General features: G+C 72.7%; 18 protein-coding genes and 1 pseudogene. 6 read left to right on the plus strand and 13 right to left on the minus strand.

Features of this window, described 5'->3' with window-relative positions; all coding sequences use genetic code 11:
* The 8 genes from DEJ46_RS37355 to DEJ46_RS37390 all read right to left on the minus strand — a co-directional run bounded on the left by DEJ46_RS37355 (position 1) and on the right by DEJ46_RS37390 (position 9,575).
* The gene (locus DEJ46_RS37355; RefSeq protein ID WP_150273519.1) at positions 1 to 861 is read right to left on the minus strand and encodes a hypothetical protein; all 861 of its coding nucleotides are present in this window, start codon (positions 859 to 861) and stop codon (positions 1 to 3) included.
* Positions 858 to 2,744 carry a GMC family oxidoreductase gene (locus DEJ46_RS37360; RefSeq protein ID WP_150273521.1) on the minus strand — a complete coding sequence of 629 codons (1,887 nt, stop codon included), beginning with the start codon at positions 2,742 to 2,744 and terminating at the stop codon, positions 858 to 860. Before DEJ46_RS37360 ends, DEJ46_RS37355 begins: the two co-directional genes overlap by 4 nt.
* The gene (locus tag DEJ46_RS37365) at positions 2,741 to 3,181 is read right to left on the minus strand and encodes a hypothetical protein (protein WP_223835375.1); all 441 of its coding nucleotides are present in this window, start codon (positions 3,179 to 3,181) and stop codon (positions 2,741 to 2,743) included. Before DEJ46_RS37365 ends, DEJ46_RS37360 begins: the two co-directional genes overlap by 4 nt.
* A gap of 268 nt (positions 3,182 to 3,449) precedes the next feature.
* Positions 3,450 to 4,874: a cellulose binding domain-containing protein gene (locus tag DEJ46_RS37370; RefSeq protein WP_150273522.1), complete on the minus strand. Its 1,425-nt coding sequence runs from the start codon at positions 4,872 to 4,874 to the stop codon at positions 3,450 to 3,452.
* A 17-nt stretch (positions 4,875 to 4,891) separates the two neighbouring features.
* Positions 4,892 to 6,382 (minus strand): beta-N-acetylhexosaminidase, encoded by a 1,491-nt coding sequence (locus DEJ46_RS37375; protein ID WP_150273524.1) that lies wholly within the window; start codon positions 6,380 to 6,382, stop codon positions 4,892 to 4,894.
* Between the two features lie 9 nt (positions 6,383 to 6,391).
* Positions 6,392 to 7,141 (minus strand): carbohydrate ABC transporter permease, encoded by a 750-nt coding sequence (locus DEJ46_RS37380; RefSeq protein WP_223835547.1) that lies wholly within the window; start codon positions 7,139 to 7,141, stop codon positions 6,392 to 6,394.
* Positions 7,142 to 7,245: 104 nt separating this feature from the next.
* Positions 7,246 to 8,277 (minus strand): carbohydrate ABC transporter permease, encoded by a 1,032-nt coding sequence (locus DEJ46_RS37385; RefSeq protein WP_223835376.1) that lies wholly within the window; start codon positions 8,275 to 8,277, stop codon positions 7,246 to 7,248.
* 44 nt (positions 8,278 to 8,321) lie between these two features.
* Entirely contained in the window at positions 8,322 to 9,575 is a 1,254-nt protein-coding gene (locus DEJ46_RS37390) for an extracellular solute-binding protein (protein ID WP_223835377.1), read from the minus strand.
* A 205-nt stretch (positions 9,576 to 9,780) separates the two neighbouring features.
* Here DEJ46_RS37390 and DEJ46_RS37395 point away from each other — a divergent pair, with 205 nt between their 5' ends.
* The 4 genes from DEJ46_RS37395 to DEJ46_RS37410 all read left to right on the plus strand — a co-directional run bounded on the left by DEJ46_RS37395 (position 9,781) and on the right by DEJ46_RS37410 (position 14,419).
* A complete protein-coding gene (locus DEJ46_RS37395) occupies positions 9,781 to 10,548 on the plus strand; it encodes a GntR family transcriptional regulator (RefSeq protein ID WP_150273528.1) in 768 nt (255 codons plus the stop codon).
* A 33-nt stretch (positions 10,549 to 10,581) separates the two neighbouring features.
* Entirely contained in the window at positions 10,582 to 11,436 is an 855-nt protein-coding gene (locus tag DEJ46_RS37400) for a GntR family transcriptional regulator (RefSeq protein ID WP_150273530.1), read from the plus strand.
* Positions 11,437 to 11,507: 71 nt separating this feature from the next.
* A complete protein-coding gene (locus DEJ46_RS37405) occupies positions 11,508 to 13,442 on the plus strand; it encodes a PE-PGRS family protein (RefSeq protein WP_150273531.1) in 1,935 nt (644 codons plus the stop codon).
* The gene (locus tag DEJ46_RS37410; RefSeq protein ID WP_150273533.1) at positions 13,439 to 14,419 is read left to right on the plus strand and encodes a hypothetical protein; all 981 of its coding nucleotides are present in this window, start codon (positions 13,439 to 13,441) and stop codon (positions 14,417 to 14,419) included. Before DEJ46_RS37405 ends, DEJ46_RS37410 begins: the two co-directional genes overlap by 4 nt.
* A gap of 126 nt (positions 14,420 to 14,545) precedes the next feature.
* Here the strand turns inward: DEJ46_RS37410 and DEJ46_RS40345 are convergent, their stop codons facing one another.
* Both DEJ46_RS40345 and DEJ46_RS37425 read right to left on the minus strand, forming a co-directional pair.
* On the minus strand, positions 14,546 to 15,370 hold the full coding sequence (locus DEJ46_RS40345; RefSeq protein ID WP_223835378.1) for an SMI1/KNR4 family protein: 825 nt from the start codon (positions 15,368 to 15,370) through the stop codon (positions 14,546 to 14,548).
* Between the two features lie 47 nt (positions 15,371 to 15,417).
* Positions 15,418 to 15,948, minus strand: a complete 531-nt coding sequence (locus DEJ46_RS37425; RefSeq protein ID WP_150273535.1) for a hypothetical protein — start codon at positions 15,946 to 15,948, stop codon at positions 15,418 to 15,420.
* 155 nt (positions 15,949 to 16,103) lie between these two features.
* Between DEJ46_RS37425 and DEJ46_RS37430 the strand changes: the two genes are divergently transcribed.
* Positions 16,104 to 16,508, plus strand: a complete 405-nt coding sequence (locus DEJ46_RS37430; RefSeq protein WP_150273537.1) for a hypothetical protein — start codon at positions 16,104 to 16,106, stop codon at positions 16,506 to 16,508.
* A gap of 12 nt (positions 16,509 to 16,520) precedes the next feature.
* Here the strand turns inward: DEJ46_RS37430 and DEJ46_RS37435 are convergent, their stop codons facing one another.
* Positions 16,521 to 17,342 carry an isocitrate lyase/phosphoenolpyruvate mutase family protein gene (locus tag DEJ46_RS37435; RefSeq protein ID WP_150273539.1) on the minus strand — a complete coding sequence of 274 codons (822 nt, stop codon included), beginning with the start codon at positions 17,340 to 17,342 and terminating at the stop codon, positions 16,521 to 16,523.
* A gap of 178 nt (positions 17,343 to 17,520) precedes the next feature.
* Here DEJ46_RS37435 and DEJ46_RS37440 point away from each other — a divergent pair, with 178 nt between their 5' ends.
* A complete protein-coding gene (locus DEJ46_RS37440; protein WP_150275119.1) occupies positions 17,521 to 19,212 on the plus strand; it encodes an FAD-dependent monooxygenase in 1,692 nt (563 codons plus the stop codon).
* A gap of 316 nt (positions 19,213 to 19,528) precedes the next feature.
* On the opposite strand, the pseudogene DEJ46_RS37450 reads toward DEJ46_RS37440, so the two are convergent.
* Both DEJ46_RS37450 and DEJ46_RS37455 read right to left on the minus strand, forming a co-directional pair.
* Positions 19,529 to 19,616: pseudogene (locus DEJ46_RS37450) on the minus strand.
* 34 nt (positions 19,617 to 19,650) lie between these two features.
* Entirely contained in the window at positions 19,651 to 20,385 is a 735-nt protein-coding gene (locus DEJ46_RS37455; RefSeq protein ID WP_150273541.1) for a hypothetical protein, read from the minus strand.
* Positions 20,386 to 20,462 lie beyond the last annotated feature (77 nt).

The following is a 20,462-nucleotide window of genomic DNA, read 5'->3' on the forward strand; positions in this document are numbered from 1 at the left end:
TCAGCGCGGGCCGGGCAGATAGTACGGGCGGTTGTGTGCGGCCACCGGCGGGGACTGGAACGTCCACGCGCCGACCGCACGCGCGGGGCCCACGAGAGCGGTGAGGTCCTGACCGAGCTCCGTCGCCCCGTCATGGACCGTCAGACGGATCCGCCCGGCGTCGGCCACGGGGTCGAGCGCGTGGTGCCGGTACGGCTGGTAGAGGTTCATCGGCCCGGCCAGCGCGCGCCCCTCGGTATCGGTGCCGTAGCCGGTGACCGGGGCGTTGTTCGCCGGGACCGAGCCCAGGCCTGTGAGGTCGGCGGTGAGGGTGAAGACGTCCTCGTCGTGCCGGACCACGGCCTGCGAACCCTCCGGGCCCGCCGAGGCCTTGCGGCAGTGCACCGTCCAGGCGTCTCCCGCGGGGCCGTTGGGCGACGGCATCGTCGACTCGAACCAGCCGGGATGCTTGGGCTCGGCGAAGAGACGCCGCCCCGCGTCGATGGCCAGCGGGTTGTCGCACAGCACGTGGACCCGCGCGATGCCGAGCAGCCGCGTCTGGTCGACGCCGTGCGCGTACTCCTCGTAGGAGAGGTGCGGCAGCCGGTGGGCCTCCGCCGTCGGGTGGGCGATGATGTTGAACTCGATCTCCTGGGTGACGCCACCGCCGAAGGCGTACTGGGCGAAGTACAGCTGGTAGTTGAGCGAGACGACGGCCCGACCGCCGAACTCGGCCGCGCTCAGGGCCGGATGACGTTTGGCCAGCACGTCCCGCACCGGCTCGGGATCCACGAGGAAGTCGACGCCGATCTGGTGCAGCGCACCGTAGTGGAACGGCAGCTGGTACGGCGCGGGGACGGGCGGCAGCGGCAGGGGGGTCACGGGGCGGCTCCTGAGGTGAGACGGGCGGGCCGGTCGCGGGCGTCGAGCTCGCGCGCGACGGCCCCGGCGCTGCGCAGCGCCAGGGCGGCCATGGTCAGCGTCGGGTTGGAGGTGGCGACCGAGGGCATGCTGCCGCAGCCCACGGCGTACAGGCCGGGATGGTCCCAGCAGCGTTGGTGGGAGTCGACGACGGAGGTGGCGGGGTCGTCGCCCATGACGTGGGTGCCCGCTCCGTGACCGGCTCCCCGGTAGGCGTATGTCCTGCCCCGGTGCTCGAAGCGCCCCGGCCAGCCGTGAGCGGCCGGGTCGTCGGTGTGGTCCTCTGCGCCGAGCAGGGCGAAGATCCCGTCGGAGACCCGCCGAGCGGCGGCCATGCCCTCCCGGACGTGCGGCGAAAGGTCGTACGAGACCGCCGGGCGCGGCAGACCGAGTGCGTCGCGGTGCCGAGGGTCGAGGGTGACGCGGTTGGCCGGGTCCGCTTCCTGCTCCATCTCGAACTGGAGCGTGAACCGACGTCCCAGGCGCTCCCGCACGGCGGACCGCAGCGCCGGCCCGAAGAGCCCCCGCCCGCCCGCGCCTCCGGTGCGCAGGAGCGCGGCGACGTCACCGTCGACGGCTCCCCTGGCCCACGCCCAGCCCCAGTTGCCGATCTCGACCCGGAAGGGCGCGCGGGCGCGGCGGGCGGGGCCGAAACGGAAGCCTTCCAGTCCGGAGGTGGAGCCCGGGCCCCGGTACGGGCCGACCTCCTCGGGCATCAGCCCCCAGGTGAGCAGCACCGGATGGTCCATCAGATTGCGGCCGACCTGGTCGCTGCGGTTGGCGAGGCCGGACAGGAGCAGCAGCCGGGCGTTCTCGACGGCGTGCGCGGCCAGGACCACCACGTCGGCCGAGGCCGTGCCCGGCGTCGCCGGACCCGTCCCGGCACTCCAGCGCAGGAACTCGACCCCGGTCGCGCGGCCGTTTCCGTCGACGAGGACCCGGTGGACGACCGCCCGGTCGACCAGCGTCACCGAGTCGCTCCAGCGGGCCTGCGTCTTGAGCGGCGTGTACTTGGCGTGGCTGGGGCAGAGCGGGATGCAGCTGGCGCTGCCGAGGCATCGGCTGTCGGGGTCGGGCCGGCCGTGCGCGCCCACGGGGACGTACCCCGCGCCGTCGTCGTAGCGCGGATCGGGGATGCCGTTGCGGCCGTGCGGGGTACCGGTGACCCGCAGGACGACCGGGTCCCCGGTGGCCGGGTCGGGCAGGGTCCGGCCGTCGAGCCGCGTGGCGAGTGTCCGGTCGAGGTGGCTGACGGGGAGCGCCCGCATGGGGAAGGCGTAACCCTCGGGGAACGGCAGCCCGACGTGCTCGCGCTGCTCGTCGACGTCGGCGGCGACCCCGATCTCGTACTCCGCCGCCCGGTAGTGGGGCTCCAGCTCGTCGTAGCCGATCGGCCAGCTGCGTCCGTAGCCGAACTCGGCCGTACGGAAGTCCTCCGGGTGCATCCTCGGGGTGAGGCCGGTCCAGACGTTCCCGGTGCCGCCGTTGACGCGTACGTAACCGCTCGCGTAGGGGAGGGGACCCCGTTGGAGGAGATGGCCCTCGGCCGCGTACCCGCCCGGGGGCGGGCCGGTCAGATCGGTCACCTCCGGCCAGGCCGCCTCGGGGCTCGGGAGATACGGGGAACCGGGGACCTTGACGCCCGCCGTGAGGAAGGTGTCGAGCGCGGCCCGGTGCCCGGACTCGGGGTCGGCCGCCGCGGGCCCCGCCTCCAGGACCAGCACCCGCCGCCCCAGCTCGCCGAGCCGCCGGGCGACGAGCGAACCGGCGATCCCTGCGCCGACCACGATCACGTCGTAAGGACCGGGACCGGGTGCGGCGGCGGGCCTCCCGGCGGCGCTCATCGGACCGCCCCCTCGGGCGCCTCGGACCAGCTCCCGAACCCGGGCCGGCCGGTGCCGGGCGCATGCCCGCCGAGGGCCCGCCACACCAGCCCCTCGGCATAGGAGCGGGCGGAGACGACGGTGGGCGCCGATCCGGGCGGCCCCGGCCAACTGCCCGTGTACCAGAGACAGGTGAGCGCTCTGGCGAGGCCGAGCGGCTCCTCCGCCAGTCTCTCCGCGAGCTCCCCGACGGATTCCGGTGTGCGGGGGAGCCCGGCGACGGCGGCCCGCAGCGCGCGGCACGGCGCGGCGCCCACCCGCGCCGCGACGAACTCCGCGTACGTCCCGGCCATCCCCGTCTTCTCCAGTTCGGGCACGCTGAATCCGCTGAGCACCGAGGACAGCTCGACGAACTCCTCCGTACCACCCCAGGCCTCGGCCGCACTCGACACGTTCACGTACCCGTACCCCTCCCTCGACGCACGACGGTGATCGTTCCCCGACGCCGAGCTTCGGACGCGTCCAGTTCAGGACAACCGTGCAGGTGAGATGGCCGACCGACGGCGGCGTGCGATGGCGCGTTCCGGGGGCGCGCGGCGCCCGGGGCGCCTTTGGCGCGTTCGGGCCGAGCGGAGGCCCCGCCGGCCGTCGCGGTGACGGCCGGCGGGGCCGGTTGGGCGGCGGCCGATGGCGTCGGCGCCGCCGCGGGCCGGGTGCAGTGGGCCGCTAAGCCGCCGGGACCGAGTCCTCGAAGGTCGTGCCCGACGAGCGGTAGGCGGCGATCTTGGCCGCCACCTGGGACGGGGTCAGTACCTGGTCCTTGACGTGCAGGACGTAGTCGACCTTCTGGTCGTACGCGCGCGGGGTCGTCGAGGTCTGGCCGGCCAGGTCGATCAGCCACTGGTTGAAGTTGATGGACATGGGACGTTCGGGCAGGTAGCGGGCGTCGTGGCGGCCGAACTCCTGGCCGTCGACGTAGTAGACGATGGCGTTGTCGTCGATCGTCAGGACGAGGTCGTGCCAGCCGGCGTAGCTCGCCCGGACCTCCGAGTGCTGGTTGACGGCCTCCCAGGGGTCGGGCCGGTACGTCTCCCACGACGTCGTGTAGAGGATGTTGGCGGGCTCGCCCCAGCCGCCGTTGGGCAGGTACTCGAAGTCGTACTCGGCGTAGTCGTCGGCCATCGGGGCCTTGAGGTCGTTGATGGTGAAGAAGGTCTGGACGATCCGGTCGCCGTCCGGGCCGGAGAGCGGCGCGTCGGAGAAGCGCACACGCGCCGCGTAGGTGCCGTTCCGGAACTTCGAGGCGCGGGTGAGGATCTCGGTGTGCTTGGTCGACTCACCCGTACCGGCGGTCGAACTCCGCAGGTTCATCAGGGAGTTCGTGCCCTCCTTGGCGAAGGTGACGTTCTCGGGGGCCCACGTGGCGCCGGGCACTCCGGGGCCGCCGGAGTTGGACCGTACGCTCCAGCCGTGGGCTGCGATCGCCGGGTCGGTGTGGCCGGTGTAGTCGAAGTCGTCGAAGAGCGCGGCCCCGGTGGGCGGGGGCGTGGTCGGGTCGGTCGGCGTCGGGGTGGGCTCGTTGCCCGCGGGGGCCGTCCCCCACACCTGGACGCCGCCGACGGCCGCGGTGACCTTCGACCAGTTGGCGTACGTGGTCCGGTCGGGGCCGAAGGAGTAGTCGTCGTTCTGGTTCAGCGGCTGCCAGTTGGAGCGGTGGAAGCGCAGCTGCATGTCACCGGTGTCCGCGCCGGGAGCGAGCGAGCCGGCGCCGGCGGTGAAACCGATCTCCAGATAGCGGTCGGCGGTCGCGGTCGGATTGGCCAGGGTCCCGAAGGTGCCGGTGAGGTTGGCGCAGCCCTTCACGGCCCAGGAGCAGGCGTAGGCGTACGAGGCGCCCGCCTCGGCCTTGAAGTAGTAGCGCACCTTGACCTGGCTCAACGGCACGCCGGCCGTACCGGTGTTGACGACCTTGAGCCAGGGCTCGGCCTGGTCGCCGCCGGTGGCGCTCTGCCGGTACTGGACGGTGACGGCCTCACCGGCCGCCGCCGCGGGCAGCGCGGTCAGGGCGGTGGCGCCGAGCCCGGTCACCGCGGCGACGGCGAGCGCGGCACGCACCCGCAGGCCGCTCCTGGTCCTCGTGGGGACGTTCATGGTGGTGGTTCCTCTCCTCAGGTGGGGACGGACATGGGTGAGGGACGGCGCGGCACCCCGAGGGCGTCGAGCCGGGTCCTGTGGTGGCGCAGGCGCTCCTGGAAGCCGGGCCAGTCGTGGCGGCCGGTCCAGACGACCTCGGCGAGGGCGCAGAGCCGGGGGAAGGTGAGGTACTCGGCGTGCGCCGCGGTCGGCACGTACTCGGTCCACAACTGCGCCTGGGAGCCGAGGACCCGTGCCGATTCCTCGGCGGTCCACTCCGCCGGCGCCGGGTCGTTGCCGTGGACCGTGCGGAGGTCGACGACCTCGCCGGCCTGGCCGGGCGGCTCGGCGGGGCTCGCGGACTGCGGGTAGTCGAGGTAGGTCGTACGGTGCGGCGCCATGACGACGTGGTGTCCCCGCTGGACGGCGACGCGGCCGTGGTCGGAGTCGCGCCAGGGCATGACGGTGAAGTACGGCGGGAGGTCGGCGCCGTTCTCGGTCCAGCTGAGCGGCTGCCGGCCCGCGTCGAGCAGGTGGCGTCCGATCCGCTCCATGAACCAGCCGTGCAGGGCGTCGGGACCCGACAGCCCCTCCTCGGCGGCACGCCGGAGCGCGGACGCCGAGATGTGCCACTCGGTGGTGGGGCACTCCTCGCCGCCGATGTGGACGTACGAGGAGGGGAAGACGTCCATCACCTCGTCCAGGACGGTGCGGCAGAAGTCGAGGGCCTCGTCGTGGACGCCGAGGATCGTGTCGCAGACCCCCCAGCGGTCCCAGACCTCGTAGGTCCGGCCGGGGTGGTTGCCGAGCTCGGGGTAGGCGGCCAGGGCGGCGCGGACGTGGCCGGGCATCTCGATCTCGGGCACGACGGTGACGCCGCGCTCCGCCGCGTACGCGACGAGCCCGGTGAGCTCGGCCCGGGTGTACGCGCCGCCGTGCGGCACCCCGCCGACCTCGGTGAGCCGGGGGAGCGCGGCGACCGGCATGCGCCAGCCCTGGTCGTCGGTGAGATGGAGGTGGAGGACGTTGAGCTTGTGGAGGGCGAGCAGGTCGACGTACCGGCGGAGGTAGGAGACGGGGCGGAAGCGGCGGGCGACGTCGAGCATCGAACCACGCCAGGGGAAGCGCGGGGTGTCGGTGATCTGCACGCAGGGGACGGACCACTCGACGCCGGGCGCGGGCTCGCCGCCGAGGGCGTCGACGGGCAGGAGCTGGCGCAGCGTCTGGACCCCGGAGAGGAGTCCGCGGGGGTGGGCGGCCCGCAGCAGGATCGCTTCGGGGCCGACGGTGAGCCCGTATCCCTCCTCGCCGAGGCCGGTGAGGGCGCCGTCGACGGCGAGGACGACGGAGCCGTCCGGGTGAGTGGGCAGCGGCAGCCCGGTGGCCGGTCCGAGCAGGGTGCGCAGCAGCCGCGCGGCGGGGCCGGCGCCGGCCGAGACCCTCAGCGCGGTCGTCGCGTCGAAGGTGAACCGGCCGGGCATGGGTGAGAGGTGGGTGGGCGCGGGGACGAGTCGGGGCAGGGGCATCGAGGTGCGTTATCCCTTCACGGCTCCGCCGGTCATCCCGGCGGAGACCCGGCCCTGGAGGACCAGGAAGAGGACGAGTACGGGCAGGGCGAAGAGGGTGGAGGCGGCCATGGTGGCGCCCCAGTCCGTGCCGAAGACGTTGGAGAACGACGAGAGCCAGACGGGCAGCGTGCGGTCGTCCTGGTTCTTGATCACGAGCATGTTGGCGAAGGCGAACTCGTTCCAGGCGGTGATGAATCCGAAGAGCGAGGTCGCCAGCAGCCCGGGAGCGAGCAGGGGGAGCGTGACGCGGCGGAAGGCGACGGCGCGTGTGCAGCCGTCGACCTGAGCGGCCTCCTCCAGTTCGGCAGGGACGGCTGCCAGGAAGGAGCGCAGGGTCACGATGGTGAACGGCAGGGTGATCATGAAGTAGACCAGACTCAGGGTCGCCAGCCGGTCGAGCAGGTCGGCGTCCCGGGCGATGACGTACATCGGGATCAACAGCGCCTCCCAGGGCGCGACTTGCGCCAGGAAGACCATCAGGATGAAGCCGCGCCGGCCGCGCCAGCGCATCCGGGCGACGGCGAAGGCGGCGGCGAGCGCCACCACCAGGGCGAGCAGGACGCACCCGGCGGTCACGAGCAGGCTGTTGCGCCAGAAGATCCAGAAGCCGTCCGCGGCCACGGCCTTCCCGAAGTGCTCCAGGGTCACGGACACGGGAAGGAACCCCGGGGTCTCGGACTGGATGTCGCGGGTCGGACGGAAGGCGGTGAGGACCATCCAGTACACCGGGAAGACGGCCAGGACGAAGACGACCGCCGCCGCCGTGTGGAGGGGGAGCCGGCGCAGAGAGCGGGAGCGCGGACGGGAGCGGGAGCGGGGTGTCACCGGTCGGCCTCCTGACGGAGCAGCTGGCGGAAGTAGACGACGAGCGCGGCCACGAGGAGGAGGACGGTGAGCGTGGAGACGGCCGCCCCGAGGTCGTAGCGGTGCAGGGACTGGGCCACGCGGTAGGCGTAGACGGGCAGGGTGGTCGTCGCCTCGCCCGGGCCGCCCTTGGTGACGGCCCAGATCTGGGCGAAGCAGCGGAAGACCCAGATGACTTCGAGGCAGAGGACGAGGCCGAAGATCGGGCGGAGGAGGGGCAGCGTGATCGAGCGGAAGATGCGCCCGCCGCCGGCCCCGTCCAGCCGGGCCGACTCGTACAGCTCGTCCGGGACGGTCAGCAGCGCCGAGTGCAGGGTGATCGCGGCGAAGGGGACCGACTGCCAGACCACGAGCAGGACGAGCACGGTGAACGCGGCCGGGCCGTCGGCCAGCCACGAGTAACCCTCGAAGGACTCGAACCCGAGCCGGACGAGGAGCCAGTTGACCACGCCGAGGCGGGAGGCGAAGAGCCACTGGAAGACGGTGGTGGTGGCGATCACGGGGCTGGCCCACGCGAGGACCAGCCCGCTCGTCACGAGGATCCGCATCCGCCGGCCGAGCTTCCGCATCATCAGGGCGATCAGCGTGCCGATCACCATGATCAGGACGACGTTGACGGAGGTCCACCAGAAGGTGCGCCGGACGACCGCCCGGAATTCGGGGTCGGTCAGCACGGTGCGGTAGTTGTCGAAGCCGACGAAGGGCGCGCCGCCGCGGATGAGTTCGCCCATGCCGTACTGCTGGAAGGAGATCAGCAGGTTGCGGACGAGGGGGTATCCGAGGAGGAGGACGCCGCCGAGGACGGTGGGGGCGACGAGGAGGTACGGCCAGAGGGCCGAGCCCCGGGGGAGGTGCGGGAGGCGGGGGAGGAGCTTCGATGGCGGGGGCTGCTTCGGCGCCGGACGGAGCTTCGCCTCGGGCCGATTCGTCGCTGCCGGACAGCTCGCCTGCGCTGGGCGGCTCGCCTGCGCTGGGCGGCTCCTCCGCACTGCTCGGCCCGCCTGTGCTGCGCGGCTCGTCGCTTCCGGCCCCGTCACGAGCCGAGGGTCTTCGTGATGCTCCGCGAGGCGGTCGCGGCCGCCGTCGCCGGATCGCTGCCCGTCAGCACGGCGGTCATGTACTGCTTGATCGGGTTGGTGGCCTCGACGGCCGCCCACTGCGGGGAGTTGGGTGTGGCCCGGCCCTGGGCCGCCCCGGCGGCCATCGCGGCCGTGCCCGCGTCGCCCTGGATGAGACGGGCGAGGGAGGTGCGGTTGGGGACGTAGCTCATCGTTCTCGCCATGTCCGTCTGCCACTTCTCGCCCGCGAGGGCCGCGACGACCTGATAGGCGGCCTCCGGGTGGGTCGAGGCCTCGGGGACGAGGAGGTCGGAGCCGCCGGTGAAGACGGCGCCGGGCCGGTCCGCCGTCTTGCCGGGCACGGGGAAGAAGCCGAGCTTGCCCTTGAGTGCCGGGTTGATCTCCTCGACGATCCTCGCTCCGCCCGGCACGGCGATGATCTGGGCGATGTCGCCCTTGGCGAAGACCTCGGCCTGCGGGGGCTTGGCCTCGTCGGCGTCCTTCGGACCCTTGCCGAGCGACTGGAGACGGCGGTAGAAGTCCATGCCGGCGAGGGCCTGCGGGGTGTCGAGTGCACCCTTCCACGCCGTGCCGTCCTGGACGGCGAGGTCGCCTCCCTCCTCCCAGACGAAGCCGGAGAGGGTGAACCAGTTCTGGCCGGGGAGGTAGATGCCCTGGGTCCTGCCCTTGTTGAGCTTCGCGGTGACGGCGAGCCACTCGGCCTGCGTCTTCGGGGGCGCGGTCACGCCCGCCGCGGCGAAGAGGTCCTTGTGGTAGATCACGACGCGGTTGGCCGCGTACCAGGGGACGCCGTACTGCTTGCCGTCGACCTTGCCCGGCTCGGCGAGCCCCGGGAGCCAGTCGGCGCCGTTCAGCTCCGCCACCTTGTCGCTGAGGTCGCGGACGCCGCCGCTCGCCGCGTACTGCGCGACCTGGGTGTTGCCCACCTCGATGACGTCCGGGGCGTCCTTGCTGGCGAGGGCGGCAGTGACCTTCTCGCCGATGCCGTCCCACTCCTGGATCTGGATGTCGAGCTCGATGTTCTCGTGCTCCGCCTCGAAGCCGGTGCGGAAGCGGGTGAGGAAGGAGTCGGTGACGCTGTCCTTCATGATCCACACGGTCACCTTCTCCGCCCCGTCGGTGGCGGCCGGGGAACTCGGCCCGCCACAGGCCGTGGCGGCGAGGACGACGGCCGCCGCGAGGGCGGCGGTACGGAGGATGGTCTGCACGGGCACCTCGATGGGTAGTTGACCAATTGGTGAAGTGGTCAGGTGTGTGCCCAGAAGGTGGCATGGGCCAATCGCGCCGTCAATCCCCAGGAAAAGATGTGCTGTTCAGTCGATTGCAGGTCAACTCAGAGGACTAGTATCCGACTTACCAGTTGACCAGTTGACCAGTTGATGACCGGGGGCGCGGCATGAAGGGCGGCACGGCATGAACGACGACTCCTCCGGCGGAGTACTGAAGCGGGAGCGCGTACGGGAACACCTGCTGGGCCTGATCGAAGCCGGCGGCCCCGGTGACCCGATCCCGTCCGAGCGCACCCTCTGCGCGACCCTCGGGGTCTCCCGCCCCACCCTGCGCGCAGCGGTCGACGAACTCGTCGCCACGGGCGCGCTGGTCCGGGAGCACGGCCGCGGCATGTTCGTCGCCCCCGCCAAGATCACCCAGCGGCTCGCCCCCGACGACGCGGCCTTCGCCGTCCCGCGGGCCTCCGGCAGCTGGTCCAGCACGGTCCTGGAATCGGCCACGGTGCGGGCCGGCGCCCGCATCGGCCGCAGGCTCCGCCTCTCGCCCGCCGCCGAACTGCTCTACATCGCCCGCCTCCGCCTGGTCGACGGCGCACCCATGGCCATCGAGCACCTGCACATCCCGGCGGACCTGGTCGGCGCGGCGCTCACCCCGGAGGAGCTCGAAGCGGGCGACCTCTACGACCACCTGCGGGAGCACCACGAGGTCCACGTCCAGGAGGCCACGCAGTCGATCGAGCCCACCGTCGTCAGCGAGGCCGAGGCCGCGCTCCTCGATGTCCCCGTCCTCTCGCCCGCCCTGCTGATCGAACGCCTCACCCTCGACACCGCCGGACGCCCGGTCGAGTACGTCCACTCCGTGTACCGGGGCGACCGCTACCGGATCGTCTCCCGCCTCGACTTCACCCGCGACGGCCTCGTGACCTCCTCCACCGAGGGGGATGCATACTGACGCGCAACCGACCGACGACGGGGAAGGACCGGGATGGAGCCGTACGGAGGGGGCAGGGAGCAGCCGGATGCGCGGTCCGGGACGCAACCGGACGCGCGGGCCGTGGCGGCCCGGCCGGAACTCAAGCGCGAGCGCGTACGGGAGCACCTGCTCACCGTCATCGACGCCCGGCGCCCCGGGGACGCCATCCCCTCCGAGCGCACCCTCTGCGCGACCCTCGGGGTCTCCCGCCCCACCCTGCGCGCAGCGGTCGACGAACTGGTCGCCACGGGCCTGCTGGTGCGGGAGCACGGCCGGGGCATGTTCGTCGCCCCCGTCAAGATCACCCAGGAACTGGTCGCCGAGCAGCACCCGGCCGATACGCCCCGAGGCCAGGGCGGCCGGGGCGCCTGGACGAGCAGGGTGCTCGAACTCCGTACCGTACGAGCCGGCGCGCGGATCGGCCGCAAGCTCACGCTCTCCCCGGCGGCGGACCTGGTGCACGTGACCCGCATCCGGTACGTCGACGGCGACCCGATCGCCCTGGAACAGCTGCACGTCCCGGCGGACCTGGTGCCCGGTCTCACCGTCGCCGACATGGAAGGCGGCTTCTACGCGCACCTGCGCGAGAAGCGCGGGATCCGCACGGCCCACGCGGTCCAGTCCATCGAACCGACGGTGCTGAGCGAGGAGGAGGCGGCCCTGCTGGACGTACCGGTCCTCTCACCCGCGCTGCTCTTCGACCGGATCACGTCCGACACCGGCGGCAGACCTGTCGAGTACGTGCGCTCCCTCTACCGCGGCGACCGCTACCGCATCGTCTCCAGGCTCGCTCTCCGCGACGGCGCGGCCGACCACCCGGCGGCGGACGCCGTGCCCGCCGGGGCGTGGTGGGGGACGGTGGAGTGACCTGAGGGCCGGATGCGGCAGAACGGGCCCCGCATCGGTGCCCCACCCGCCCACTCGGGCAGGATGGGGCCATGGGGAGCGGACGAGGGCGTACGAGGGCGGAACTGGTCGACCTGCTGGACCGGGCGGGCCTGGAGCTCGTGGGGGAGTGGGGCCCCGAGAACGTCCTGACGCCCATGGCCGCCTGGCGCCCCGTGATCTCGTACGAGACCGTGCCGACCGCCACCGTCCGCGACGACCGGCCCGACCTCGTCCCGGCACTCAACGCGCAGTGGCACCGTCTCGCGGGCGAGCACGGAATCATCGACGACAAGGGCGAGTTCCTCGTCCACGTCGGGGGCGGCGACCCCTGGGCCAGAGTCCGCCTCGCCCCCGCCTGGGATCTCGCGGGCGTGCTCGGCGACCGCCCGGGTCGGCCTGAGTTCGTCACCCTCTCCGTGGACGGGGATGCCCTGCTCGGTGTGACCGGTGAGGAGTACGAGGTGTGGCTCGTCGCCGTCACGGGAGTCCGGGAACGACTGGAGGAGGCGGCACGGGCGGCGGCGCGGGAGACCCCCGAGGAGCGCGAGGCCGCGTGGGAAGGGCTGCGCGCCGCCCGGCTCCGGCCCACGAGGAGGCTGTGGGGGACGTGGGTGGAGTGGCTCGGCTTCAACGACGCGGCGAGTGACGAGGTACTGATCCGACTGCTCGACCTCGGAGCCGTCTCACCCCTGCACCGCACGTCGTCCGCCACCGTCCTCGACGCCGCCGCAACGCACCCCGACCCCCAGATCCGTGCCGCGCTCGCCGAGCGCCGGCGGCCCATGGCCCCGGAGCAGTGGACCGTCCTGGTCCTGGGCGAGCAGAGCCCGGCCCGGCGCGCGCTGCTCGTCGAGATCGCCGCTGCCAGGGGCGGCCTGACGGAGGCGGGACACGAGCGGATCGCCACGGACCCGTCCCCTCTCGTCCGCGCGGAGGCCGCCAGGACCCCCGGCCTTCCGTCACACCTTCTGACGACCCTCGCCGCTGACCCGGACCCGTCGGTACGGGCCGCCGCCGCGGGCGATGCCCGGCAGCGATCGGGGGCGACGGACCGAGCTGCCCACGAGGCCCTGGCCGCGCACCAGGACCCGCACACCCGACGGACCCTGGCCGCCGATCCGCACGCGCACCCCGAGGCGCTCGCCCTCCTCGCCGCCGACGAGAACGTGGACGTACGGCGGACCCTCGCCGCCCATCCCGGCCTGCCTGCCGAGACCCTCGCCGCGCTCTTGGCGGACGAGAACGAGCCGGTACGCAGGGCGGCCTCCGTTCACCCCGTGCTCTCCGAGGAACAGCGGGCGGCATGCCTGCCGGGCCTCGACCTCGACGGCATGCGGCACGACGTGCCGTGGGTGCGGGACCTCCACGGCGACCCAGAGGCGATGCGCCGGCTCGCCGCCTCCTGTCACCCGCTGCTGCGCGGCACCGTCGCCCGGGCCCGGCACCTCCCGCCGGACGTCGTCGAGCGCCTCGCGCGGGACGAGGACAGGGTCGTACGCCTCTTCCTCGCGGAGTCCTGCGACGACGCGCCGGCCGACATGCTCCTGGAGGTCTGGCAGTGGTGGAACGGCAGCTTCAGCTCACCGGGCCGGCCGCGCACCCACCCCAACTTCCCGCGCGCGGGCCTGCTTCCGTACGCGACCGACCCGCACCCGCGCCTGCGTCAACTGGCCCTGGACGACCCCGAATCCACCCCCGAGCTCGTGGAGCGGTTCAGTCGTGACGAGGACGGCGAGGTCCGGCTCCGGGCCGCCACCGATCCCCGGCTCTCGGCGGCCTCGGCGGTTCGTCTGCTCGACGACGGGAGCGCCGCGGTCCGGCACGCGGCGGCCCGTCACCCCGCGCTGCCCGCACGGGCCTTGGTCCGCGCGCTGCGTGACCGTGAGTTCGTGCGGGACGCCGTCATGAATCCGGCGCTGCCGGATTCGGTGATGCACTGGATGATCGACACCGCGGTGGCGGGGCTGGAGGAACAGCGACCGTGACGGACGACAACGTCGGCCCGCAGCCGCTGACAGCGACCCAGGACCTGCCCGGTCCCCTCGCCGCGTACGCCCGCCCGGCCACGCTCCTCCGCCCGGCGGCGGGCGACCCCGGCCCCCGTGACAGCTCCGTCGGCGGCCCGCTGCTGTGGCCGGCGGACGAGCCGTGGCCGGTGTGCCGGGCCCCGCACGTGGTGTGGAAGCGGGAGAAGCTGTCGGAGGGCGACCGGGATCTCCTGCAGGAGTACGACCGCCGGATGAAGGCCCGCAGGCGGGCGCGGACCCCCGGCGCGTCCGTGATGTCCGAGGAGGAGCAGGCGGCGAGGACCCGGATCCTGGACGGGGCGTCCGCGATCGACCTGAAGACCTGGGAACGGATCCGGACCGTCTCGGAGTACCCGTCCGCCCCGGCCCCCATGATCCCGGTGCTCCAGCTCCGCACCCAGGACGTCCCGCACCTGCCCGTGCCGGAGGGGACGGACCTGCTCCAGCTGCTGTGGTGCCCGGACGAACACGCCGAGCCTCCCGGACAGCCGCACTACTGGGGACCGAACGCCGAACTCCGCTACCGCGCCGCGGAGTCGGTCGGCACCGTGGCCGACCCTCCGAGGCCGGAGCGTGCCCAGGACATCTACACCCCCCGCCCCTGCGTCCTCGCCCCGGTCGGCGTCGTCGATCTGCCCGAGCAGGACGAACTCCCGGCGGAGATCGTCGAAACGGCGCACACGTGGGCGGAGTCCCGGGGTGTCGAGTACGCGCGACAGCCGGCCTGCGTGCCGGGCTGGAAGGCCGGAGGATGGCCCAGCTGGCACCTCACCGGCCTCGTGCGGATCGACTGCGCCTGCGGGGCCCGGATGCGGCTCCTCCTGACGCTGGACAGCGCGGGTGACCCGCGGCTCAACGTGGGCCGCTGCGGCGAACTCCGGGTGTTCACCTGCCCCGAGGACCTCACCCACCCGTTCCGCCTGAATGTGCAGTGACTTCGCCCGACCTGCCGCGGTGGCCGTGCTTCGGGGGTCAAAGCTCGTGCCGGGGCGGATCCAGCAGGGAGTGCGCCAGGACGAGGTGACGGTGCCCGGGTTCGAGGACGCGCCGCGCGTCGGCGATCATCCCTCGGCGGGAGGCCGGGACACCTCCTCCTGACCGAGGATCTGCGACGTGGGCCGGAAGAGGGTCCTCTCCTCCGGGTCGACGATGTCGTCGATGTCGTCGAAGTAGTACGAGGACGACGTGTCCGTGACCACGTCGTGGATGAATTGGCTGCACGACATCGCATGGGCCTCCCAGAGCGGGCCGCGCCCTTCGTTGAGGATCACCGTCCACTCCTCCGGCTCGACGCCGGGCCGGACCAGCCAGTACAGGACGTGGCCCGCGCCCTCCACGTACCCCCAGGGCACCAGCCGCACGTCGCCCTCGTCGAGTTCCGGCGGCTTCTTCTCGCCCATGGCCCAGAGATCGGTGAGGATCTCCTCGCGCTCGGCGGTCTGGGCGACGAGGTCGTACATCGCGTCCGGGCAGTCCGGCTCCAGGAGCCAGAGCAGACCCGCGAAGACCCCGCCGCCGTAGGTCCGGACGAGCCGCTTGTAGTCGGCCGGCAGGACGACGCCCAACGCCTCCTCGACGGCGGCCCATTCGACGTCCCGGCCGCCGGTGGGCGGCGGCGGGCAGAGCCGCTCCAGAGGCCGGGTGTGGCGCAGGCCGCGGGCGATCCGGATGTCACTCGGCAGGGCACTGAACCGGGCCGGAGTCCTGGTGGCGTCCAGCACCACGGCCCGCAGGCGGTCACCGACTGCCGGACGGGGCACGTCCGACCGCCAGGAGGGGTGTTTGACCTGGTCGACGAAGCCCTCGAAGCCGTCCGCGCTGACGGCGGCCCCGACCGGGGCCACGGCGGTGACGACCACGTCGTACTCGTGATGATCAGCAAGCATGGGACCCACCCTGCACCATGCCGGCGCGAGCGTGACACGGCGGGTGACTACAGGGACGGCGAGCTTCCCACGATCTCCGGGGCGACGGTGTCGAAGTACACGTGGTCCGTCGTCGGCGAGAGATGGAACCTGCCGACGTAGCGCGAGCGCGTGATGTGCTTGTCGTAGCGGACACTCCCCACCCACCCGGCGTCCTCGGGCAGGAACTCGGCCAGTTCGTCGGGAGGGTGAGAGAGCGCGGAGGGCCCGAAGGCGTACTTCGGTTCGCCGACGATGGAGGTGACGGCCCCGGCGGGCAGCCGCGCCACCCCGACGACCCGGATCCGCGGGTCCTGGTCCGGAATCCATTCGCGCCCCGAGTCGTTCGGGTTGTAGCCGAGCCAGTGGGGGTCGGACAGCCGGCCGATCGCACGGAACCGGCGCTCGAGCGGCTCGACGTCGGTGCTGACCTCCCGGAGGTCCCGTTCGTCCCTACGGTCGGCGGACGCGCACGCGACGGTGCCGCCTCCGCCCAGCACGAAGAGCCCGCCGAGCATCAGCCACCCACGACGACTCACCGCCCCCGACGTCGTCCCCATGAACCCTGTCCTCCCGCCCCCGCGCGCTTCGAGGCTCCGATGGTAAGGGGCGTGCTGCGATGGTGAGGGCGTGCGCCCGTTTGACAGCGTCCGTGCTCGGGCGTAGTCCGGAAGAGGGGACCCGTCCTGTCGCTTCCACGGAGAGGAGTCCCATCATGCTCGGCGATCTGATCGGCGAGACACAAGGAGACACCACGGGAATCCGGGTGCTGTCCACCGACGGCGGCCACCCCGTACTGGAGGCGTCCTTCCAGGCGACCGGCACCCTCCTGGGCGTCGGGGTCAAGGACATGGGCACGTACGAGTCGGTCGTCCGGGCCGACGGCACTCTCTGGGGAGAGGGCCAGGGCGTCACGATGACCCAGGAGGGCGAGACGATCACCTGGCACGGCTCCGGCGTGGGCCGCTTCGACGACACCGGCGCGATCGACTGGCGTGGCGCCCTGTTCTTCGAGACCGCCTCCGCCACGTTCGCGCGGCTCACCGGCATCGCCGGTCTCTTCGAGTTCCATGTGGAGGAGAGCGGAAAGGCCACAGCCAAGCTCTACGAGTGGAAGTAGCCCTCGTCCGTCTCAGCGCGTACGGTCCGCCAGCAGCAGCGCGTTGAGCGCCGCGTAGTCGAATCCGCCCTCCAGCTCGCCCGTCGTGCCCTGCGCCAGCAGCTCACGGGCGGCCCGTCGGACCAGGCCGTAGGCCGCCTCGGCGATGGAGGACCCCGCGCTGACGCGGGCGGCCCCCGCGTCGGCGAGCGCGGAGACGGGCAGCCCGCCGGGGCCGGCGGCGAGGTTCACCGGCAGGGGCGAACCGTCCACGAGCTGCCCGATCGTCGCCGCGTCCAGAGCGCTGAGGACGAAGATGCCGTCCGCGCCGGCCGCCGCGTAGGCACGGGCCCGGACGAGTGTCTCGTCCAGCCATGCCGCCGGATCGCCGGAAGGCATCCGGTGCGTGTCGATGCGCGCGTTGACGAACAGCGGGACGCCCGTCTCGTCCGCCGCCCGGCGCGCGGCTGCGATCCGCTCGACCTGCTCGGCGACGGGCCGCAGGCTGTCCTCGAGGTTGATGCCCACCGCTCCGGCAGCCAGGACGCCCCGTACCGTTTCGGACACTCCCGCGGGGTCGGCCGCGTAGCCCCGCTCGATGTCGGCGGTGACGGGCACGTCGACGGCGGCCGTGATCCGCGCGATCGCGCCCAGGGCCTCGTCACGGCCCAGGTGATCCCCGTCGCCATGGCCCAACGACCACGCGACCCCGGCGCTGGTCGTCGCCACCGCGGGCGCACCGACCTCCGCCACGACCCGGGCGGACGCGGCATCCCAGGCGTTGGGCAGAACCAGGGGCTTGCCCGGGACGTGCAGCGAACGGAACAGCCGGGCCTTCTCCACGAGATTCGTCATGCGCGCATTGGATCACGAGCGCCCCGCAGACGATCACTGATTTACCGGACGAGGAGAAGGGCGGCCCGGACACTCGGCTCGCCGCCCCCGCACCGACGAGTGACGATGGAGACGGTGAAGAGGGAGTACGACCGATCCGGGGGCCAGCCGCTGGGAGGCAGCCGTGGCGCGCACCCGCATGACCGACGTACTCGTCGTGGGCGCCGGACCGGTAGGACTGAGCGCCGCCGCCGAGCTCCGCCGCAGGCGTGTGAGCTGCCGCCTGATCGACCGGCTCGCGGCGCCGCTCCCGTACGCCAAGGCGGTCGGGATCCAGCCGCGCACCCTGGAGATCTGGGACCGGATGGGCCTGTCCCGCGCGGCCCTGGAGACCGCGGCCGAAATGCGCGGCCAGCTGGTCTACGTCAACGGCCGGGAGCGGGCCCGGATCGAGCTCACGCTGCCGCCGGAGGTGCCGTACGGCTTCGCCGCGCTCCCGCAGTACGAGACCGAGCGCCTCCTTGAGGAGTACGTGACCGGCCTGGGCACGACCGTCGAGCGCGGCACCGAACTGCTGTCCTTCACGCAGGACCGGGACGGGGTCACCGCCGTCCTCCGCACCGCCGCCGGCGCCGAGGAGGAGGCCCGGGCGGGGTACCTGATCGGTTGCGACGGCGCCCACAGCACCGTACGCAAACAGCTGGGACTCACCTTCGAGGGCGGGGCCTTCCCCGAGGAGTACATGCTCGCCGACGTCGAGGCCGACTGGGACCTGCCGTACGGATACGGCGTACGGTCCAGCCACCTCGCCGACGACGGTTCCACCGACGACCTGCTGGTCTGCATCCCGCTGCCGGGGACGGGCCGCTACCGGATGTCGATGATGGTCCCGCCCGAACTCTCCACGAAGGCCGCGGGCCCGGGCGGCACGGGCGCCGAGAGCGGGACGGCGAAGGGCGACCGTGTGGCGCACGGACTCGAGGCAGGCAGGGCCCCGGAACTGTCCCACATCCAGGCCGTCGTGGACCGGCTCGCCCCCAGGCCGGCCACCCTCTCCCGCATGCGCTGGTCCTCCGTCTTCCGGATCAGCCACCGGATCGTCGACCGATACGGCGACGGACGGGCGTTCGTCGCGGGCGACGCCGCCCACATCCACCCGCCCACCGGCGCGCAGGGCATGAACACCGGCATCCAGGACGCCTGCAACCTGGCCTGGAAACTCGCCCTCGTCTGCCGCGCCGAGGCCGGCCCCGCCCTGCTCGCCAGCTACGACGCCGAGCGCCGCCCGGTCGGCGAGGAGGTCGTCGGACGCACCGTGCGCCATGCCGCCCACGGCATCGAAGCCGAGCCCGACGACCAGCGTACGGTGATGCTCCGCGAGGCCCAACTGCTCGTCAGCTACCGGGGCGGGCCCCTCGCCCGCAGCATCTACGGACCGGCCGGAGCGCCGCAGTCCGGTGACCGGGCCCCGGACTGCGCCGGCCTGACGGCACCGGTCGCCGCGTACCCGCTGAGGCTGCTCGACATCCTCCGAGGCCGTACGGAGCACGTCCTGCTCCTGTACGCGGCCGATCCCGCCCAGCTGGCCGCCGCGGCGGTCGCCAGCGGGGTCGTGCGGTGGCCCGGCGGCGGCCCGCAGGCGGAACACCGCCCGCAGACCCTCGCCGTCCTGGCCCGCGAGGCGCCGCCGACGGGCTTGGACGGACTGGCCTCGGTCGCCGGATACCGCGACGCAGAGGGGGAGTTCGCCCGGCTCTACCGGCCGGACGGCCCGACCGGCTTCGTCGTCCGCCCGGACGGGCAGCTGGGCACCCGCTTCCCGCTCGCCGTCGCCGCGGCGGCCCTGCGCGACTACATCGCGTCCTTGTCCACGCCGGGCGAAGGGCGGTAGTCCCCGACGGCACGCCCGCGGATCCCGCCCGGAAAAGGGAGCGGGTCCGGGGGCGTAGCCTGCCCCCGGACCCTGTCGATGCCGCTCACATCACACGCCGGCACGCTTGAGGACCCGGATCATTCGTCATTGCGTCGCGTCCTGCCGTTGGACCACCGCCGATCGAGCTCGGCGGACCAGATTCGAACTGGCATTTCGACGCACCAGGGCCCGGGCCCGGTCGATCCGGCGATGAGCGGCGAATGCTGAGTCTGGAGCAATAGTCTGAGATTGACCGCGGTCTGCCTCTGCCTGGTTGGGCCATCCCGGCGGGAAGTGCCGGGAGGAGGACTCGAACCTCCACTGGAACCGCGGATGTCACGACAAGGCTCAGCTTCAGCTTTGCGCTCCTCGCGCACCCCGGCCGCGTCATGCGACCGGGGAGTCTGTGTGTCCCGGCTACCCGAAGAGGTAGCCGAAGACGGCGTCGCCGACCCGCTGGTCGGTGACCTCGGCGCTGTTCGCCTCCTCGCGGGCGAACTTCACCGCCTGCTGGAGCTTCTCCACCCGCTCCAGCAGCTCGTTGACCCGCCGGGCGGGCAGCGCGCCCGAGAACTTCACCGTGGTCCAGTAACCGACCGGGACGTCCTCGTAGTACACGTCGACCTGCGCCGGGTGCTTGTCCGTCGCCTCCGCCTTGACGTGGTTGCGCGGCACCTTCTTCGTCCGGACCGTGCGGACGACGTCGGTCTTCCACGCGTCGGTCGACGGGTCCTGCGTCCACGACTCGGCGGCGTCCAGGACGGGAAGCTTGCGGACGAAGGTGTTGATGTCCGTCAGCTGCTTCTCCAGGAACAGGAGGTACGCGACGGGCACCTGCCCCACGAGCACGCGTCCGTCGACCGTGATGTCGGCGCGCGCGTCGCAGTTCGCCCAGTCCTTGGTGGCCGTCACATCGAAGAGCCGGGTCAGTGCCCGTGCGGTGTCCCGCAGCACGTCCTCGGCCTTCACCTGCACGAGCGTCGACTCGGGCGGCAGCTGCTCACCCTCCTCGTCCTTCGGCTGGTAGGTACGGGAGATCCCGGCGAGCAACGCGGGCTTCTGCAGACCGTGATGCGCCGTCGTCAGGTCCTGGTGAGCCCGGGACTTGACGCCCTTCTCCACTGCGATGATCTGATTGAGTTTCGTTGCCACGACGCCGACCTTAGTGCGACGGACGATGCCGGATCGAATGATTTTTCGCCCCCGTGGTCTCTCCGGGCCGGAGCGGC

Origin of the sequence: Streptomyces venezuelae, from assembly GCF_008642375.1 — a bacterium.
Lineage (GTDB): Bacteria > Actinomycetota > Actinomycetes > Streptomycetales > Streptomycetaceae > Streptomyces > Streptomyces venezuelae_G.